This window comes from Arachnia rubra (assembly GCF_019973735.1).
Taxonomy (GTDB): Bacteria; Actinomycetota; Actinomycetes; order Propionibacteriales; family Propionibacteriaceae; genus Arachnia; species Arachnia rubra.
The window spans coordinates 3300607-3316972 of the sequence record NZ_AP024463.1; the positions used below are offsets into that span (position 1 = coordinate 3300607).

13 protein-coding genes, 1 tRNA gene and 1 riboswitch are annotated in these 16366 nt (G+C 65.3%); of the genes, 8 read left to right on the top strand and 6 right to left on the bottom strand.

The window, feature by feature from the left end:
* The first annotated feature begins 6 nt into the window (after positions 1–6).
* From gyrA to SK1NUM_RS15055, 8 genes are all read left to right on the top strand, one after another.
* Positions 7–2646: a DNA gyrase subunit A gene (gyrA, locus tag SK1NUM_RS15020; protein ID WP_212323792.1), complete on the top strand. Its 2640-nt coding sequence runs from the start codon at positions 7–9 to the stop codon at positions 2644–2646.
* Complete coding sequence (locus SK1NUM_RS15025) at positions 2639–3817, top strand: DUF3566 domain-containing protein (RefSeq protein ID WP_223927654.1); 1179 nt, start codon at positions 2639–2641, stop codon at positions 3815–3817. Before gyrA ends, SK1NUM_RS15025 begins: the two co-directional genes overlap by 8 nt.
* Positions 3818–3868: 51 nt before the next feature.
* Positions 3869–3942, top strand: a tRNA-Ile gene (locus SK1NUM_RS15030).
* Positions 3943–4591: 649 nt separating this feature from the next.
* Positions 4592–4773: riboswitch (cobalamin riboswitch) on the top strand.
* A gap of 147 nt (positions 4774–4920) precedes the next feature.
* Positions 4921–6459, top strand: coding sequence for an ABC transporter substrate-binding protein (locus SK1NUM_RS15035; RefSeq protein WP_212323793.1), 1539 nt, complete (start codon positions 4921–4923; stop codon positions 6457–6459).
* 3 nt (positions 6460–6462) lie between these two features.
* On the top strand, positions 6463–7398 hold the full coding sequence (nikB, locus tag SK1NUM_RS15040) for a nickel ABC transporter permease (RefSeq protein WP_212323795.1): 936 nt from the start codon (positions 6463–6465) through the stop codon (positions 7396–7398).
* Positions 7395–8222, top strand: coding sequence for a nickel transporter permease (nikC, locus tag SK1NUM_RS15045; protein ID WP_212323796.1), 828 nt, complete (start codon positions 7395–7397; stop codon positions 8220–8222). The genes nikB and nikC overlap by 4 nt, the downstream gene beginning before the upstream one ends.
* Positions 8209–9021 carry an ATP-binding cassette domain-containing protein gene (locus SK1NUM_RS15050; RefSeq protein ID WP_212323797.1) on the top strand — a complete coding sequence of 271 codons (813 nt, stop codon included), beginning with the start codon at positions 8209–8211 and terminating at the stop codon, positions 9019–9021. The genes nikC and SK1NUM_RS15050 overlap by 14 nt, the downstream gene beginning before the upstream one ends.
* A complete protein-coding gene (locus SK1NUM_RS15055) occupies positions 9018–9845 on the top strand; it encodes an ABC transporter ATP-binding protein (protein WP_212323798.1) in 828 nt (275 codons plus the stop codon). The genes SK1NUM_RS15050 and SK1NUM_RS15055 overlap by 4 nt, the downstream gene beginning before the upstream one ends.
* Positions 9846–9925: 80 nt before the next feature.
* Here SK1NUM_RS15055 and SK1NUM_RS15060 read toward each other — a convergent pair whose 3' ends face one another.
* From SK1NUM_RS15060 to SK1NUM_RS15085, 6 genes are all read right to left on the bottom strand, one after another.
* Complete coding sequence (locus tag SK1NUM_RS15060; RefSeq protein WP_212323799.1) at positions 9926–10789, bottom strand: metal ABC transporter permease; 864 nt, start codon at positions 10787–10789, stop codon at positions 9926–9928.
* Positions 10786–11691: a metal ABC transporter permease gene (locus SK1NUM_RS15065; protein ID WP_212323800.1), complete on the bottom strand. Its 906-nt coding sequence runs from the start codon at positions 11689–11691 to the stop codon at positions 10786–10788. Before SK1NUM_RS15065 ends, SK1NUM_RS15060 begins: the two co-directional genes overlap by 4 nt.
* Positions 11688–12404: a metal ABC transporter ATP-binding protein gene (locus tag SK1NUM_RS15070; protein WP_212323801.1), complete on the bottom strand. Its 717-nt coding sequence runs from the start codon at positions 12402–12404 to the stop codon at positions 11688–11690. Before SK1NUM_RS15070 ends, SK1NUM_RS15065 begins: the two co-directional genes overlap by 4 nt.
* Positions 12401–13378, bottom strand: a complete 978-nt coding sequence (locus SK1NUM_RS15075) for a metal ABC transporter solute-binding protein, Zn/Mn family (RefSeq protein ID WP_212323803.1) — start codon at positions 13376–13378, stop codon at positions 12401–12403. Before SK1NUM_RS15075 ends, SK1NUM_RS15070 begins: the two co-directional genes overlap by 4 nt.
* Positions 13379–13954: 576 nt before the next feature.
* Positions 13955–14632, bottom strand: a complete 678-nt coding sequence (locus SK1NUM_RS15080) for a PadR family transcriptional regulator (protein WP_212323805.1) — start codon at positions 14630–14632, stop codon at positions 13955–13957.
* 216 nt (positions 14633–14848) lie between these two features.
* Complete coding sequence (locus tag SK1NUM_RS15085; protein WP_317988067.1) at positions 14849–15934, bottom strand: M48 family metallopeptidase; 1086 nt, start codon at positions 15932–15934, stop codon at positions 14849–14851.
* Positions 15935–16366: the final 432 nt, after the last annotated feature.

Consider the following 16366-nt stretch of genomic DNA (forward strand, 5'->3'; position numbering starts at 1 on the left):
CTTGGAGTGGCTGACGAGACCACGGAGCGCCCCGAGGGCGTCGATGAAGAACTTGAGGCCGAGGCGCAGGGCCTGGAGAAGCTGGCGGGACACACCACCCCTGTCGACCTCCAGGTGGAGATCCAGAAGTCCTACCTTGACTACGCCATGTCGGTGATCGTCGGGCGTGCACTGCCCGACGTCCGGGACGGCCTGAAGCCCGTGCACCGGCGGGTTCTGTATGCCATGTGGGATGGCGGCTACCGGCCCGACCGGGGCTGGAACAAGTGCTCCCGCGTGGTTGGTGAGGTGATGGGTCTCTACCACCCCCACGGCGACAGCGCGATCTACGACGCCTTGGTGCGCCTGGCCCAGCCGTGGGCGATGCGCTATCCTCTCGTCGCGGGTCAGGGGAACTTCGGTTCCCAGGGCAATGACAAAGCAGCGGCTATGCGCTATACCGAGTGCAAGATGGCGCCGCTGGCCGTCGAGATGGTCCGCGACATTGAGCAGGACACCGTCGACTTCAAACCCAACTACGACAATCGCGACTCCGAGCCGGTCGTATTGCCGTCGCGGTTCCCGAACTTGCTGGTGAACGGGTCGACGGGCATCGCGGTCGGGATGGCGACCAACATCCCCACCCACAACCTGCGTGAGGTCAACGACGCCGTCCAGTGGGCCCTGACCCACCCTGGTGCGACCAAGGAGGAGCTCCTCGAGGCCGCGATGGCCCGCATCCAGGGCCCCGACTTCCCCGGCGGTGGGCTGATCGTCGGCCGGCGAGGCATCGAGGACGCTTACCGCACGGGTCGCGGGTCGGTGGTCATGCGGGCCATGATGGAGCTGGAGGAGGACTCCTCCGGCCGCCAGATGATCGCCATCACGCAGCTGCCCTACATGTGCAACCCGGACAACCTGGCGACGAAGATCGCTGAGCTGGTGAACGCGGGACGCCTGACGGGCATCTCAGACATCCGCGACGACACCTCCGCCCGCACCGGCCTGCGCCTGGTGATCGTCCTGAAACGCGACGCCCAGCCGCGGGTCGTGATGAACAACCTGTACAAGCACACCGCGCTGCAGGACACCTTCGGCTGCAACATGCTGGCGCTCGTCGATGATGTGCCCCGCACCCTCAGGCTTGACCAGTTCATCGCGCAGTGGGTCAAGCACCAGATCGAGGTCATCCGCCGCCGCACCGCTTTCCAGCTGGCGGAGGCCGAGAAGCGAGCCCACTTGGATCGCGGCCTGGTCAAGGCCCTCAACATGCTGGACGAGGTCATCGCGCTGATCCGGGCGTCGCGAACGGCCGAGGAGGCGTCCCAGGGACTCCAGGAGCTCCTCGACATCGACGAGCTGCAGGCCCGTTTCATCCTCGACCAGCAGCTGCGGCGGCTGGCGTCGATGGAGATCCAGAAGATCATCGACCGTCTGGCTGAGATCGAACGGCTGATCGCCGACCTGAAGGACATCCTCGCCTCTGAGGAGCGGCAGCGGGTCATCGTCGGCGAGGAGCTGCAGGAGATCACCGACAAGTACGGCGATGAGCGGCGCACCCGCATCGTCGCTGCCGACGGCGACTTCTCCGAGGAGGACTTCATCCCCGACGAGGACGTGGTGGTCACCATCACCCAGGGCGGCTACGCGAAACGCACCCGCGCCGACCAGTACCGGGTGCAGAAACGCGGCGGCAAGGGTGTCCGCGGCGCCACGCTGCGGGCCGACGACGAGGTGGCGCACCTGTTCAAGGCAACCAACCACGAGTGGCTGCTGTTCTTCACCAACCTGGGACGTGTGTACCGTACGAAGGTATGGCAGCTGCCCGAGGCGGGGCGTGACGCCAAGGGTGGTCACGTCGCAGGACTGCTCAGCTTCCTGCCGGACGAGCACATCGCGCAGGTGCTGACGCTGCGCTCCTACGACGATGAGCCTTATCTGTTGCTGGCGACTCGCAAGGGTTTTGTGAAGAAGACGGCACTCAACTCCTATGACTCGCCGCGCCAGGCGGGTGTGATCGCGATCAACTTCCGGGAGGAGGGCGATGAGCTGATCGGGGCCTCGCTGTGCTCGTCGATCGACGATGTGCTGCTGATCTCCCGCAAGGGCCAGGCCATCCGGTTCCAGGCCTCCGACGACCAGCTGCGACCCATGGGCCGCGCCACCTCGGGGGTCACCGGTATGCGGTTCCGCGACGGCGACGAGCTGTTGTCGATGGCGGTCCTGGGCGGTGACGCCGACCTGGGCGGGCGCTACGTGTTCACCGTCACCGACGGTGGTTTCGCGAAGCGCACCGCCGTCGCCGAGTACCGGCAGCAGGGCCGCGGTGGCCTTGGCATCAAGGCGATGCGCCTGTCCGACGGCCGCGGGTCCCTGGTCGGCGGGCTGATCGTCGCTGACGGCGATGAGGTGATCTCGATCAAGCAGTCGGGCCAGGTCGTGCGGTCCGCCGTCGCAGACGTGCCTGTCAAGGGCCGTGACACCATGGGGGTCAAGTTCGTGGGGCTCCGGGGTGAGGACGTCGTGGCTGCGATCGCCCGGTATCCGGAGTCCGAGGTCGCGGAACTCTCCGATGCGGGTGCCGAAATGACTGCCGAACCGGGTACGGTGAACCAGACAGCAGTCGAGACGGCCGGAGTGGTCGAGGAGGTAAGCGGCGATGAGTGACAAGACTCCCCATTGGCCCGGTGCAGATGGGAAGCCAGGAGTTGACTTCGGACCCAAGCCGCTATCGACGAACAAAGACGACAAGAGATCCACTGAGGAGACTGCGCAGACCCCTGCGGTGAAGAAGTCCGAGACCGGGCAGAACAGGCAGGGAAACCAGAACAGGCAAGATGGGCAGAACAACAAAGCCCTGGCGGTGCCCGGCAAGAGCAGCAAGCAGATGAGCCGGAACCCGGGCCAGTCCGGCAAGTCCTCGGGCCGGGGGAAGGGTCCGGCTCAGTCGGGGAAGCCCGCCGCGGTTGCCTCCAGGCCAGCTCCCCAGGCGCTGCCAGGGCCGGCCAGCCAGTCCTCCCGGCCCCAGGGCGGGAAGAAGCCAGGTCCGGATGGGAACCAGGCCGCTCCAGCCGGGCAGCAGCCAGCCCAGAAGGGGCAGCAGGGTCAGCAGCCGGGAAAGCAGCAGCCCGGTCCCACGTCCCTGCCCGGGCAGTCTCCCCAGGGCGGGAAGGGGTCCGCTGGGCAGCCTGCGAGTCAGCAGGCCGGTGGGCCTGCTGGTGGTAAAAAGCCCCAGGTAGCGACCGCGGCGGCCACTGCTGTGGCCGGTGGGGCCGCGGGTGCCGCGGCGGTCGGCGCGGGCCTGGCCGCCAAGTCAGCTGACAAGGCGGCAGAGGCAGCGGCTCCGGCGGCTGCTCCCTGGACGAGCCCGCCGGCTGGCTCCTCCAACACTTCCACACCAGAGGCCGGGTCAGGAAGCAGGGACAAGTCCCACCGGCCGGAGGGGAGCCTGTCAAAAGCCGGTGAGGCGCGTCGCACCCGCAAGGCGCGGCTGCGTATCTCCCGCATCGACCCGTGGTCGGTGATGAAGACGACATTCCTGTTCTCCATCGCCTTCGGCATCATGCTGGTGGTCATCGTCGCAGTGCTGTGGGGCTTCGTCGCGGCGTCTGGGGCGCTCCAGTCCATCAATTCCATGATGACCCAGCTGATCGGCGACTCCGGCACACAGTTCCAGGTTGAGGACTACATCAACGCTGGACGGGTGATCGGATTCGCCGCAGTCCTGGCCGCTCTCAACGTGGTAATCATCACGACGGTCGCAACTCTCTTCGCGTTCCTCTACAACCTGGCGGCGGCCGTCATCGGTGGTCTTGAGGTCACCCTGGCCGAGGACTGAGCGGAGTTGTCAGGTCAGCGATGGGTGCTGTAGAGTTCACCGTCGTTGAGAGGGCCTATAGCTCAGGCGGTTAGAGCGCATCCCTGATAAGGATGAGGTCGCTGGTTCAAGTCCAGCTAGGCCCACAGTCAATGCTTACACGAGTCAATGGCTTTGTGGCTGCGGGCTGTGGTCGCGGTCTGACTGAGTCATTCTTCAGTCATCTAGAACTCAGCGAACTGTCGATGCGAGTGTGACGTATCGATGGATCGCCCCTCGTAGCCGAGGCTGACAAGCCGCGGGGGTGTGTCAAGCATGCCGACATTATTGCACCACGCCGTATTTACGGATTTACGCTTTTGTGTAACTGCAATTCTGCTAGCCTGGGCATGCGAGACGATGGTCTCGTGTAACTCACGCCTAGCGTGGCTGCCCCTCGGTGTGGCCTCAGGGTTATGCCCTGGCACCCGCCCGAGGGAACCCCATCACACCCGCCCCGCCGTGTCCGCACGGCGGGGCACCCCATTTATCGCCCGGCTCCGCCATACCTTTCGGCATGGGGTAACAGATCATCCTCGGTCTTCGGGTGTCCCAGTGTCAGTCGATTCGGTCGTGGAGATACGGCCTCTGCGAACTCTTGTCGGGCAGCCGGCCCAGAGTGCCGTCGAAAGCTGCTGATGGGACGGAACAGGGCCTGGTGTTCGTGGGATGGCCGAATCGTGTGCCTGGCGGTCGTCTCGCGGAATCTTGGATATCAGTTCTCATTACTCTGGAGATAACACTTAACTTCGTGTTACGCTCAGCGCGCGAACTGGTGGTGCATGGGCCCCATGCACCACGGAACCCGGTGGAAATCCGGGACTGACGCGCAGCGGTGAGGGTGACGAGACCGGCAGCAAGCCACTGGGAACTATCCCGGGAAGGTGCTGGTGGAGGACGATCCCAAGTCCGAAGACAGCCAGTTCGTGATGTCGACGGGCTTCGCGGTAAGGCTTCGGAGCGGCGATATCCCAGGTTGTGCATGCCGTGCGGCCTCGGGGACATCGTTATGGAGCAGCTGTGGCAGCACCGTCGGAGATCTGAGCACCTACAACGCCGCTACTCGACGAAAGGCTGCACCCCCCATGCTCAAACGACCTGCCACCTGGCTGGCCGCGGCACTCACTGCCGTCGCCCTGCTCTTCAGCGCCTGCAGTGTGCCCTCGAACCAGGGCTCGGAGGGCAAGACCCTGAGGTTCATCACGGTCTACCCTGCCAACACCACCGATGCGCATCAAATCCAGGCCGCCTTTATCTTCAACTCCGGCACGGTTGAGACCCTGGTGGGCCTCGACCCGCAGACTCTGAAGCTCCGGCCTTGGCTCGCTGAGAAGTGGGACACCACCGATGCCCAGAACTGGACCTTCACCATCCGCAAGGGGGTCAAGTTCCACAACGGCACCGAGGTGACCGCCGAGAAGGTCAAGGCCAGCCTGGAGAACGCGGTCTCGGTCAACCCCGGCCTTAAGAAGGCCCTGCGGATCCAGTCCATGGAGGCATCGGACCAGTACACGCTCAAGGTCGTCACTGAGACCGTATACCCGGCGCTGCCCTCAAACCTCGTGCACTACAACTCCGTGATCGTGGACACCTCCGCCACGGATGCCAAGTTCCCCATCGGGACGGGTGCTTTCAAGTTCGAGAGCTTCGACATCGCCGGTGAGGCGGTGCTGGTGCGCAACGACGACTACTACGACGGCAAAGCGAAGCTTGACCGCGTGGTCATGACCGCCAACGAGGAGGCCCCCGCCCGCCTGCTCGCGCTGCAGTCCGGCGACGCCGATGTCATCTACCGCCCCGCCCTCGACTCACTGAGCACCATCGAGGGCGATTCCAACCTCCAGGTTGATAGCCACCTCGGCACCCGCGTCTACCACCTGCTGTACAACTACACTGGCGCCAACGCCTCGCTGTGGAACAACGAGGAATTCCGCAAGGGCATCGACGCGCTCGTGGACCGAGAGTCCATCGTCAAGGACGTCATGGGCGGGCAGGCGAAGGTCGCCTACGACGTCTTCCCCGGTGACTACCCCATGTCCCCGAAGTCCGAGCCGCATCCCTTCGGCGCCGAGGAGGCCCTCAAGCACTTCGAGGCCGCCGGCCTGCAGGTGAGTGACGGCAAGGTGACCCAGAACGGGCAGCCGCTCTCCCTCAAGCTGGCCACCTACGACGCTCGCCCCGAGCTGCCGCAGATCGCGCAGGTCGTCCAGGACCAGGCCCGGAAGGTCGGCATCGAGATGGAGATCAAGAAGGCCAGCAACATCGACGAGGAGCTCCCGAAGGGCGACTGGGACCTCGCGACCTACTCGTTGCTGACCATCACCCGCGGCGACGGCTCCTTCTTCCTCAACAGCTCCTTCGGCAAGGACGCGGCTCAGAACCACGGTCATCTCGACGACCCGGAGCTGCTCGCCAAGCTTGAGAAGTACAACATTGAGTTCGACGAGACCGCCCGCGCGACGCAGGCCAAGGAAATCGCCCAGTACGTCGAGAACAAGTACTACAACTCCTACATCACGGTGCCCTTCGAGTCCGCTGCGAGCAAGAAGACCGTGACCGGCTGGACGACACCTGGAAACGAGTTCGAGTTCCAGATGATCACCAAGGACCTGGACATCTCCTGACCCATGACATGGTTAAAGAAGCTGGCTGAGGCCGCTGTCTTCCTCCTGTTGCTGACGCTGGTCAGCTTCATGGTGGTGAAGCTCGCGCCTGGTGATGCCGCTCGCTCGCTGCTGCGGATGGACACCATCGCAGTCACCGGGCAGGACATCGAGGCGCAGCGTGAGCAGCTCGGCCTCAACGCGCCCATCTGGGAGCAGTACCTCTCCTACATAGCGAACGTGGCGAGGCTGAACTTCGGCACTTCCACCATGAGCAGCAAACCAGTCGTCACGGAACTCGCCAATGCCTTCCCGGGGACGCTCCTGCTGGCCGGGTGGTCGCTGGTGGTGGCCCTGGTGATCACGGCTGTACTGGGCATCTTTGCCGCCCGCAATGCTGGGAAGTGGCAGGACCGCCTGGCCCAGGGATTTTGTCTGGTCACATCCTCCCTGCCCGCCTTCTGGCTGGGCTTGCTGCTGCTGACCGTGTTCGCGGTCGGTCTCGGCTGGCTCCCTTCCCAGGGGTCGAGGCCCGGTGGGCTGATCCTGCCTGTCGTGTGCCTGGCCATCGTGATCGCACCCCCCTACGTGAAGGTGTTCCGCGGCAGCCTCGTCGAGGCCCAGGAGATGGACTTCGTCCGGGCATCGCGTTCGCGGGGCCTGCACGAAGCGACGGTGTTCGGCAAGCACGTGCTGCGGGCCAGCCTCATCCCCCTGGTCACCATCATGGGGATGAGCCTCGGCAGCCTCCTGGGAGGCACCGTGATCGTGGAGAAGATCTTCGCTATCCCGGGCATCGGCAAACTCGCCCTCGATGCCCTGACCAAACGCGACTACGCCGTGATCCAGGCCTTCATCCTGTTCATCGGGATCGTGGTGTTCCTGATCAACGCCCTGGTGGACCTGTCCTACCGGTGGCTCGATCCCGCCATCGCGCTCAAAGAGAGGAAGAAGGCATGAGCAGGGGAAAGCGAATCGCGATGATCCTCCTCGCCGTCTTCCTGGTGTTGTTGATCATCGGGCCGTGGATCGCGCCGCAGGATCCGAACCTGACCGCGACGGCCGACCGACTCCAGGGACCAAGCTTCGCCCACTGGTTCGGCACCGACCACTTGGGCCGGGACGTGTTCTCCCGGATCCTGACGGGCGGCCTCACCACCGTCGGGCTGAGTGCGCTGGCTCTCGGCCTGTCGATCCTCATCGGGATCCCGCTGGGGCTGCTGGCTGGTTACCTGGGCGGGCGGACCGATTGGGCCCTGATGCGGGTCGTCGACATCTTCCTGGCCCTACCGGAGTACATCGTCGCCATGGTCATCGTGGGCCTGATCGGTCCGGGGTTCCAGAACCTGCTGCTCGCCATCCTCGTCGTCAAGTGGGTGAGCTACACCCGCCTGGCCAGGAGCGTCGTCATGCAGGAGAAGGCGAAGGATTACCTGATGGTCTCCACCATCTGCGGGGCCTCCACCTTCTCGATCATGCGGCGGCACCTGCTGCCGCATGTCGTGGGACCGACCCTGGCGCTAGCGACGATGGACATCGGCAAGGTGATCATGCTGGTGGCGTCGCTGTCCTACCTGGGGCTGGGCGTCCAGCTCCCGGCTGCCGAGTGGGGCGCAATGCTGAACGAGGCCCAGACCTACTTCTCCAGGGCTCCGCACCTGATGCTGGCGCCCGGCCTGGCGATCTTCCTCGTGGTGTTCGCCGCCAACTGGCTCGGTGACCAGCTGCAGAGCATCTATGCCACCTCTGGGGAGCGACGGGAGGAAGTCAATGCCGCTGCTTGAGATCGAGGAACTGCGGGTGAGGACCCGCCACAAGGAACTGGTGCACGGCATCGACCTGGAGATCGAGGCCGGTGAGTGGCTGGCGGTCGTCGGCGAGAGCGGCTCGGGCAAGAGCCTGACGGCCTTCTCCATCGCCGACCTGCTGCCGCGCGGCCTCAGCCGCGACGCAAAGGTTCTGCGCTTCGGCGACCAGGACCTGCTGGGCATGCCGAAGAACGAGATGCGCGAGCTGCGCGGAGACGACATCGCCTACGTGTTCCAGGACTACCAGGCGGCGTTCTCGCCGTACTACCGGATCGGGCGGCAGCTTGACGAGGTGATGCGCAGCCACACCGCCTGGGACCCGAAGCGCCGCGACGAGCGGGCGGCGGAAGTCCTCGAACAGCTGAAACTCCCCGCGGAGCTGCTGAGACGCTACCCCTTCCAGGTCAGTGGCGGTCAGCTGCAACGCGCCGCCCTGGCGGCTGCGATCCTGCTCCAGCCGCGGCTGATCATCGCCGACGAGCCGACCACGGCTCTCGACGCGGTGAACGCGTCGCTGGTGCTGGAGCAGATCGCTGCCATCCAGGAACAGGAGGGCTGCGCGGTGCTGTTCATCACCCACAACCTGAGGGTGCTGAGCCGGTTTGCCGACCGGATGGTCATCATGCAGAACGGCGAGATCAAGGAGCGGGGCGCCACCAGGGAGATCTTCGAGTCCCCGCAGGAGCAGATCACCCGCAACTTGATCGCGGCCATCCCGCCGCTCCGGGACATCCCAGCCCGCCTGCCCGTCTTCGCGGAAGGAGCCACCTCATGAGCCAGCCTGTACCGGTGAGCCCGCCTGCGCCGGAGGCGAGCGCCCCCACCCCAGAGAATACATCCGTATTGGTGGTCAAGGATCTGCACAAGATCTACCCCGGTGGCACCCATGCGGTCAAGGGCGTCTCGTTCACGATCAACAAGGGTGAGTGCCTGGGGGTCGTCGGCGAGAGCGGTTCGGGGAAGTCGACACTGGCCCGCTGCCTGCTGACCCTGGAGCCTGCGACCTCCGGGGAGATCCTGCTGAACGGGGCGCCTGTCCTGGGGCTGGCGGGCACTGCCCTGAAGGACATGCGGCGGCGCCTCCAGGTGGTGTTCCAGAACCCGGCCAGCTCGTTCAACTCACGGTTAACCATGTACGAATCCCTCATGGAGCCGCTGCTCACCCGGGGCTTCCCGCAGCCGAGCTTCCTGAAGCCGGGGACGCCCCGGAAGGTGGCGGAGCAGCTCGTCGAGCTGGTGCATCTGCCCGTCGCCGCCCTGGACCGCAAACCCCACGAGCTCAGCGGTGGTGAGAAGCAGCGGGTCGCGATCGCGCGGGCGATCAGCGTCGAGCCGACCCTCCTCGTCTTCGACGAGCCCACGGCCAGTCTCGATGTCTCCATCCAGGCCCGGGTGCTGAACCTGCTGCAGGAGCTGAAGGAGGAGCTCGGCCTGTCGTCGATGTTCATCTCCCACGACCTCAGCGCGGTGCAGTTCATGAGTGAGCGCTCGATTGTGCTGCGGGGCGGGGAGATCGTCGACCGCTTCAGCCGCGACGAGCTGTTCGAGGAGGGCCGCGACACCTACACCAAGGACCTCATCAAGCTCTTCGAGGGTTGATGCCTGGCGTGTCAGATGCCGCCATCCCATGCGGGATGGCGGCATCTGCTGTTGAAGGACTGGTTCTGCCGCGGGCTGGCTCAGGAGCGCGCCTGGTGGAGCCGGCGTTGGAGCAGCACCCCGCCGACCACGGCGAAGTACACGATGCCGTAGAACAGCGCCAGGCCTGAGGACGTGGACGCGTCGAGGATGTAGGCGCTCCAGAAGCCGACGACAGAGCAGACGAAGGTGATGCCGATGGTGATGACATACATGCCGCGGATGCTGTGGGCCAGCAGCTGCGCGATCGCCGCGGGGACGATCATCAGCGCCATCACCAGCACCGCGCCGGCCGCGTTGAAGGCGGCGGTGATCGTCACCGACACCAGCAGCATCGTCAGGTGGCCCAGGCGCTTGACCGGGATGCCCATGGTCTGGGCCAGCTCCGGGTCGAAGGCGATCAGCTTGAGCCTGGTGTGCAGCAGCGTCAGGTATGCGACGTTGAGCAGCAGCACCCCGGTCATCACCCACAGGTACTGCGGGCCGAGCAGCAGGTTCCCGGCCTTCAAAGGCAGGAAGGCCGCCAGGTTCAGGTCGCCCACCAGCACCGCCGACTCCGAGATCTGGATCCCGTTGAAGCGGGTGCTCAGCAGCAGCACGCCGATGCTGAACAGGGCGGGGAACACCAGTCCCTGGGGACCATCCCCGGAGACCAGGCCCGTCGATTCGAGGAGCTCCGCGCCGAGCACCACGACCGTCCCCATCACGGCTGCTCCGACGATCGACCAGGGCGACTGGATAGTGCCCGTCGCCACAGCTGCGATGACGATGCCCGGCAGCACCGCGTGGCTGATGGCGTCGGTCAGCATCGACTGTTTCCGCAGCACCAGCCAGATCCCGGGCAGGGCACAGGTGACGGCGGTGACGATCGCGAGGATCATCACCCACAGGACGAAGATGGTCATGCCGTCACCTCCTTGCGGTGACGGTGGCGTGCCAGGGCGACCAGCAGGATGCTGCGCTTGGGGGCGAACAGGATTGAGGCGAACGCGAAGACCGTCACCACCAGTACGATCATGGGACCGGTCGGGACGCGGCCGATGGAGACGGCCAGCCAGGATCCGATCACGGCGCTCACGGCTCCGATCAGTCCTGAGAGCAGCAGCATGCTTCCCACCCGGGTGGTCCACTGCCTGGCTGCGATCGGTGGGGCGATGGCCAGCGCCACCATGAGCACGAGGCCGACGGCCTTGAGCCCGATCACGATCGACAGCACCACCACCGCGTTCAGCAGCATTGACAGGAGCCGCGACGAGAAGCCGAGCGTTGCCGCGTATTCCGGGTCGAAGCAGCTGAGCTTCAGCTCCTTGAAGGCGATGGCGGCCAGCAGGAAGGTGGCGCCCGCGACGACGATGCTGGAGACGATGTCCTCGACGGTCAGGTGGGAGGCGTTGCCGAACAGGTACTCCGCGAGACCGCCCTTGCTCGGGTAGGGCCCGGCGAGGATGACGCGGTGCAGCACCATGCCGCCGCCGAAGAACAGCGCCAGCACGATCGCCATCGCCGCGTCCACCTTGGTCACGGACACCCGGGGCAGCCAGTCGACGAGCTGCACCGCCAGCAGGGAGATCGCCGCGGATCCGAGGATCAGCACCCAGTTGCTGCGGCCGTCGATCCCGAAGGTGCTGGCGATGATGAAGGCCAGCATCACCCCGCCGATTGAGGAGTGCGAGACGACGTCAGCCAGGAGGGTGCGTTTCCTGAGGTAGGCGAAGGTGCCGATGGCGCCGGTGGTGAATCCGATGATGACGGTGCCGAGCAGCATCATCCGGTAGGTGTGGTCGGCCAGGAGATCGAGGAAGCTCATGTTGTCGCCAACCCGTAGGCCTGCTTCACCGTCTCGTCATTGAACACCTCTGCGGTCGGCCCGAAGCTCATGACGGTGCGGTTCAGCAGGCAGGTCCAGTCGCACAGCGTCGGGACGGTGCTGAGGTCGTGGTGGACGATCACGATGGTGCGGCCCTCGTCCCGCAACCCGTGCAATACGCTCGTAATGGCTTCTTGGCTCGCGGCGTCGACCCCGGCGAAGGGCTCGTCGAGCAGCAGTAGGTCGGACTGCTGGGCCAGCAGCCGTGCGAGGAAGGTGCGCTGGCGCTCACCGCCGGAGAGCTGGCTGATCGGGCGTTCCGCCAGGTGGGTGATCCCGACCCGCTCCAGCGCGGCTGCCGCCACGTCGCGTTCCTTGTGGCCTGGCCGGCGGAACCAGCCTAGCTGGCCGTAGGTGCCCATCAGCACGACGTCGCTGACCGTGGTCGGGAAGTCCCAGTCGACGCTGCTGGCCTGGCGCATGTAGCCGACGCGGCGGCGCACCTTCGACAGCGGCTCGCCGAAGAAACTGATGCTTCCCTTGCTGGGCCGCAGCAGGCCGACCACGACCTTGAGCAGCGTCGACTTTCCGGCCCCATTGGGGCCGACGATGCCGAGTATCACCCCCTGCGGGAGGTCGAAGGCGACCTCCCGCAGGACCAGGGAGTCCCGGTAGGCGAAACTCAGCCCGGAGACACTCAGGGCTGCTGTCATGAGCTGAGTGCTCCGACGATGGTCTCGACGTTGTGCTTCATCACACCCAGGTAGGTGTCCACACCCGACTCGCTGCCGAGGGAGTCCGCGTAAAGCTCCTTGTCGGAGACCTCGACGGTCCAGCCCTTGGCTGCGACGGCCTCCTTGAGGGACTGGATGGCCTGGGGGTTCTTGAGATTGTCCTGGAAGATGACGGGCAGCTTGTGCGTCGCGATCAGGTCGGCGAGCTCGGAGATCTCGTCCGCGGACAGGTCTGCATCCGAGCTGACGAAGTCGGTGGCGTGGATCTCGATGTTGTAGGCCCGGCCGAAGTAGTTGAAGGCGTCGTGCCCCGTCACCAGCACCCGGCGGTCGGCCGGGATCTTCTCGGTCTGCTCCTTGGCCCAGGTGTCGGTCTCCTGGATCTGCTTCTTGTAGGCCTCGGCGTTCTTGTCGTAGTCGGCGGACTTGCCCGGGTTGATGGTCTTGAGATGCTCGGCCATGAGCGTGACGACCTGCTGCCAGATCTTGGTGCTGTTCCAGATGTGCGGGTCGTGGAGATCGTTGCCCTGCTCGTCCTTCTCAGGCCAGGGCAGCAGCTCGCTCTGGTCGATCTTGTTTCCGACGGCGATGTGCTTGGAGCCCAGCGACTCAAGCTGGGTGAGCATCTTGGCCTCCAGGTGCACGCCGGAGGAGAAGACCGCGTCGGCAGACTGCATCTTCTCGATGTCCTGGGTGGTGGGCTCGTAGGTGTGGGGGTCGCCACCGGGCTTGACCATCGTCGTGATCTCGGCGGTGGGCTCAAGCATTTTGGCTGCGTCGGCCAGGTATCCGGTGGTCGCGAAGATCGCAAGCTTCTTTCCGCCATCGCCGGCACCTGAGCCGGAGCCCGAGGACTCGGCGGAGTTGTTGGCACAACCGGCAACGAGGGCAGCGGCAGAAGTGGCAGAGATCGCGGCGATGAAGGTGCGTCGCGTGAACGTGGCGGGTTTCATGTTCCTCCTAGACAACACAAGGTGCGGCTGAGCCAACACCAATATGTGAGGAACCTAACATGCGAGGGGTTATCAGTATTAGTTGGGGTTGCATATGTTCATCCGGGGTGCAATCGAGCGGCGGCCGCGCCCCGGATATGGGTCAGTTCTTGCCGGTGAATCAGCTCGTGGGCACAACCATCAATCACCGGCAGGGCAGTCAAAACCCAGCGACTGTCTGTTGGTGGTTTCGCCGGCAAGGTGCCAGTATCCAGAACCGTCCTGGCGGGATTCTGGTGAACGGGAAACAACGATGTTGTGCTTCAGCGCCGACCCGCCAGGTGGGGTGCGAGCCTGTATCAGGCCGGTCACTATCTGACTCTGCATCTCGCTGACTCTGCATCTCGGCAGGATGCCCTGCCTTGGGTCCTGGGCTGTGCTCACTCACCACAATACGGTCGTAATGCTCGATCGTGGGCTTTCTCGCCCCGGCTGGGGATGGAAATCTGGCGCCTGATCGCGTCCGACTCCTATCCGGCTGGGCGTGGAGGTCCCGAGGGGTTCTGCCTGGGAGTCAGGCAGAACCCCAGCTCTTGCTCACTCCTGTCCGGCAGGGGACTGCTCGTCTCCCGCGAGGATCAGGTAGATGCGGCGGCGGGCGTCGGTGAGCTCCTGCGCCGCCTGCTGGCGCTGGCCGTCGGTTCCAGTACGCCCGACCTGGCGCACGGCCTCCCCCAGCGACTGCAGGAGCTCGCGCAGGCGGGGCCCGTCCTCGGTGGTCAAGGGGTTTGGCCATTCGGCGCGATGCTCCTCGACGTAGGCCCGCCCGGCCTCGGTCAGGGACACCTGTTTGCGGCCTCCGCTGGTGTCGATGCTGACGAGCCCTTCGTCCTCAAGCTGGCTGAGGGTCGGGTAGATGGCACCCGGACTTGGGGTCCAGGCCCCATCGGTGCGCTCGGCGATGGTCTGCATCAGCTGGTAGCCGTGCATCGACTCCTCGCCAAGCAGCAGCAGAACCGCGGTCCGGACGTCACCGCGACGCCGTCCGCGTCCGCCGTGCCGGTGATGGGGTCCCTCATCGAAGGGCGGACGGCCGCCGCGAGCCCGGAAACCGGGGCCTCCGGGCTGGGGCCTGCGGCCGCGGAATTCGTCGCCTTCCCCGTGTCCGCCGGGGATGGGGGGCTGTAGGACGGTGAACAGCTCCAGGAATGGCGGGAATGGGATGCCGGGCCGAGGATCGGGCCGGAACCCGCGTGCATGACGATGCTTGGTCATAATCGATCCTTTCTTTCGATACGTTTACGATATATCGCGTTTGTGTCGAAATTAAGACCGCGCATTGCCGGATCCCACAAGTTGCCGGACCCCACCAGGCCGGGTGGGGTCGCCAGCGCGACGAATGACACACCAGGGCGGGCGTCAGCCGCGGCCTGGAAACCTGCTGTGCCCACAGGACCGTCGCCTGTTCTCGGCCTATCCTGGTGTGGGATATCAGTTGCCGCGGAACTTGCCCGCGACCCAGCGCCCGATGCCGCCCACTCCGTCCCCCACGTCGCGCAGCAGTTTCGCGAGGGCGTCCTCGCTCTCGTTGAATGACTTCGTATACGACTCCGCGGCGGCCGCGGCCTCGTCGGAGATCTTCGCGTCCTTGTCGTCGTCGCGTCTCGGATAGTTCCCGGCCAGGATGTCTGCGTAGGCGCCCGAATCGACCCAGCGCCGCAGCTCCCCAGCCCGCACGACGTTCATCGGATGCGTCGCGCCCTCGACCAGCAGCAGTTTCATCAGCGAATCGCGCAGGTCCTCCGAGTCCTCGTACTCGCGGGCCTGGGTGAGGAACTCCGTCTGATCCAGGTCCTGCAGACGGCCACCGGAGGCCAGCTTCATGTGGACGCGGATGGCTGCCGGGAGGTCCTGTGTGGCCAGGAGACCGGCGCGGTCACTGCTGAGCTCCGATTTGCGCGCCCACTCGGCCAGGGCCACCCGGATGGCCTGTACCCCGAGGGCCCCGAACGGCACCCCGGAGAGGGAGGTGGTCAGGGAGACCATGTAGGTCAGCAGCGTCCGGTAGAGGGCGTGACCGCTCAGGGCGTGGCCGAGTTCATGTCCCAGGACGAAGCGCAGCTCGTCGTCGTCCAGGAGGTCCAGGAGGCTGGAGTTCAACACGATCTTGGGGCTGTCGATCCCGATGGTGGTGGCGTTGTACGTCGGATCGGCCTGCACATACAGCGATGGCAGGGACTGCGCATCGAGGGTCGTGGCAGCCTCGGAGTACAGCCGGTGCACTTGGGCGAACTGCCGCTCTGTGACCCGCACGCAGGAACCGAGCAGCTGCATCTTGACCATGCGCTCATTCAGAAAGCCTGAGAGTTTCCGGATGAAGGTGTCGAAGCCCTGCAGCCTCCGCAGCGCCACCAGCGCACCGCGGTCGGCTGGGTGTTCCCACGCCCGGCTGGAAATCCCCTTCAGCAGGAGTCGTTGACGGATTGGCTGGTTCTCGCTCATACCCACCAGGATGCCTGCCCGGCGGGCCAGAGACGAGGACCCTGCCGGTGGCGGCGCGGACGAGTGGCGCGTCATGGTGCTCTGCCTGGGGACGAGGTTTGGCCGGGGGTTTCGTGGGTTAGCGATGGGGGTGCATCCTGCGCCGCCTCAGGGTTGGTGAGGCGTCGTCAGGGGGTCCGGCAAGAGGCCCGCCGCCGCTCGATTTGCATCCTCCCGTGGAGGTGTGTAATGTTCTCTCTCGCCCCGGAAAGCGCTGAGAGGCGCGGCCCAGGGTCACTCCCCCGCCAACGAGCCTAGTGACGAGTGTGTGGTCAGTGAGATCCCACTCAAGGTCACAGGGTCTGCGGTGGCCGTCCGGAAGCATCTGAGAGATCGGATTTGCAAACGGTCGGGTCAGGGAGTAGCTTGGAGAAGCTGTCCGTGAGGGTGGTTGATTCAAGAGGTAAAATTCAATGCAGGAAAGCCGGATTTGAATATCCCGCCGGAATGCAATAGAGTTTACCGAGT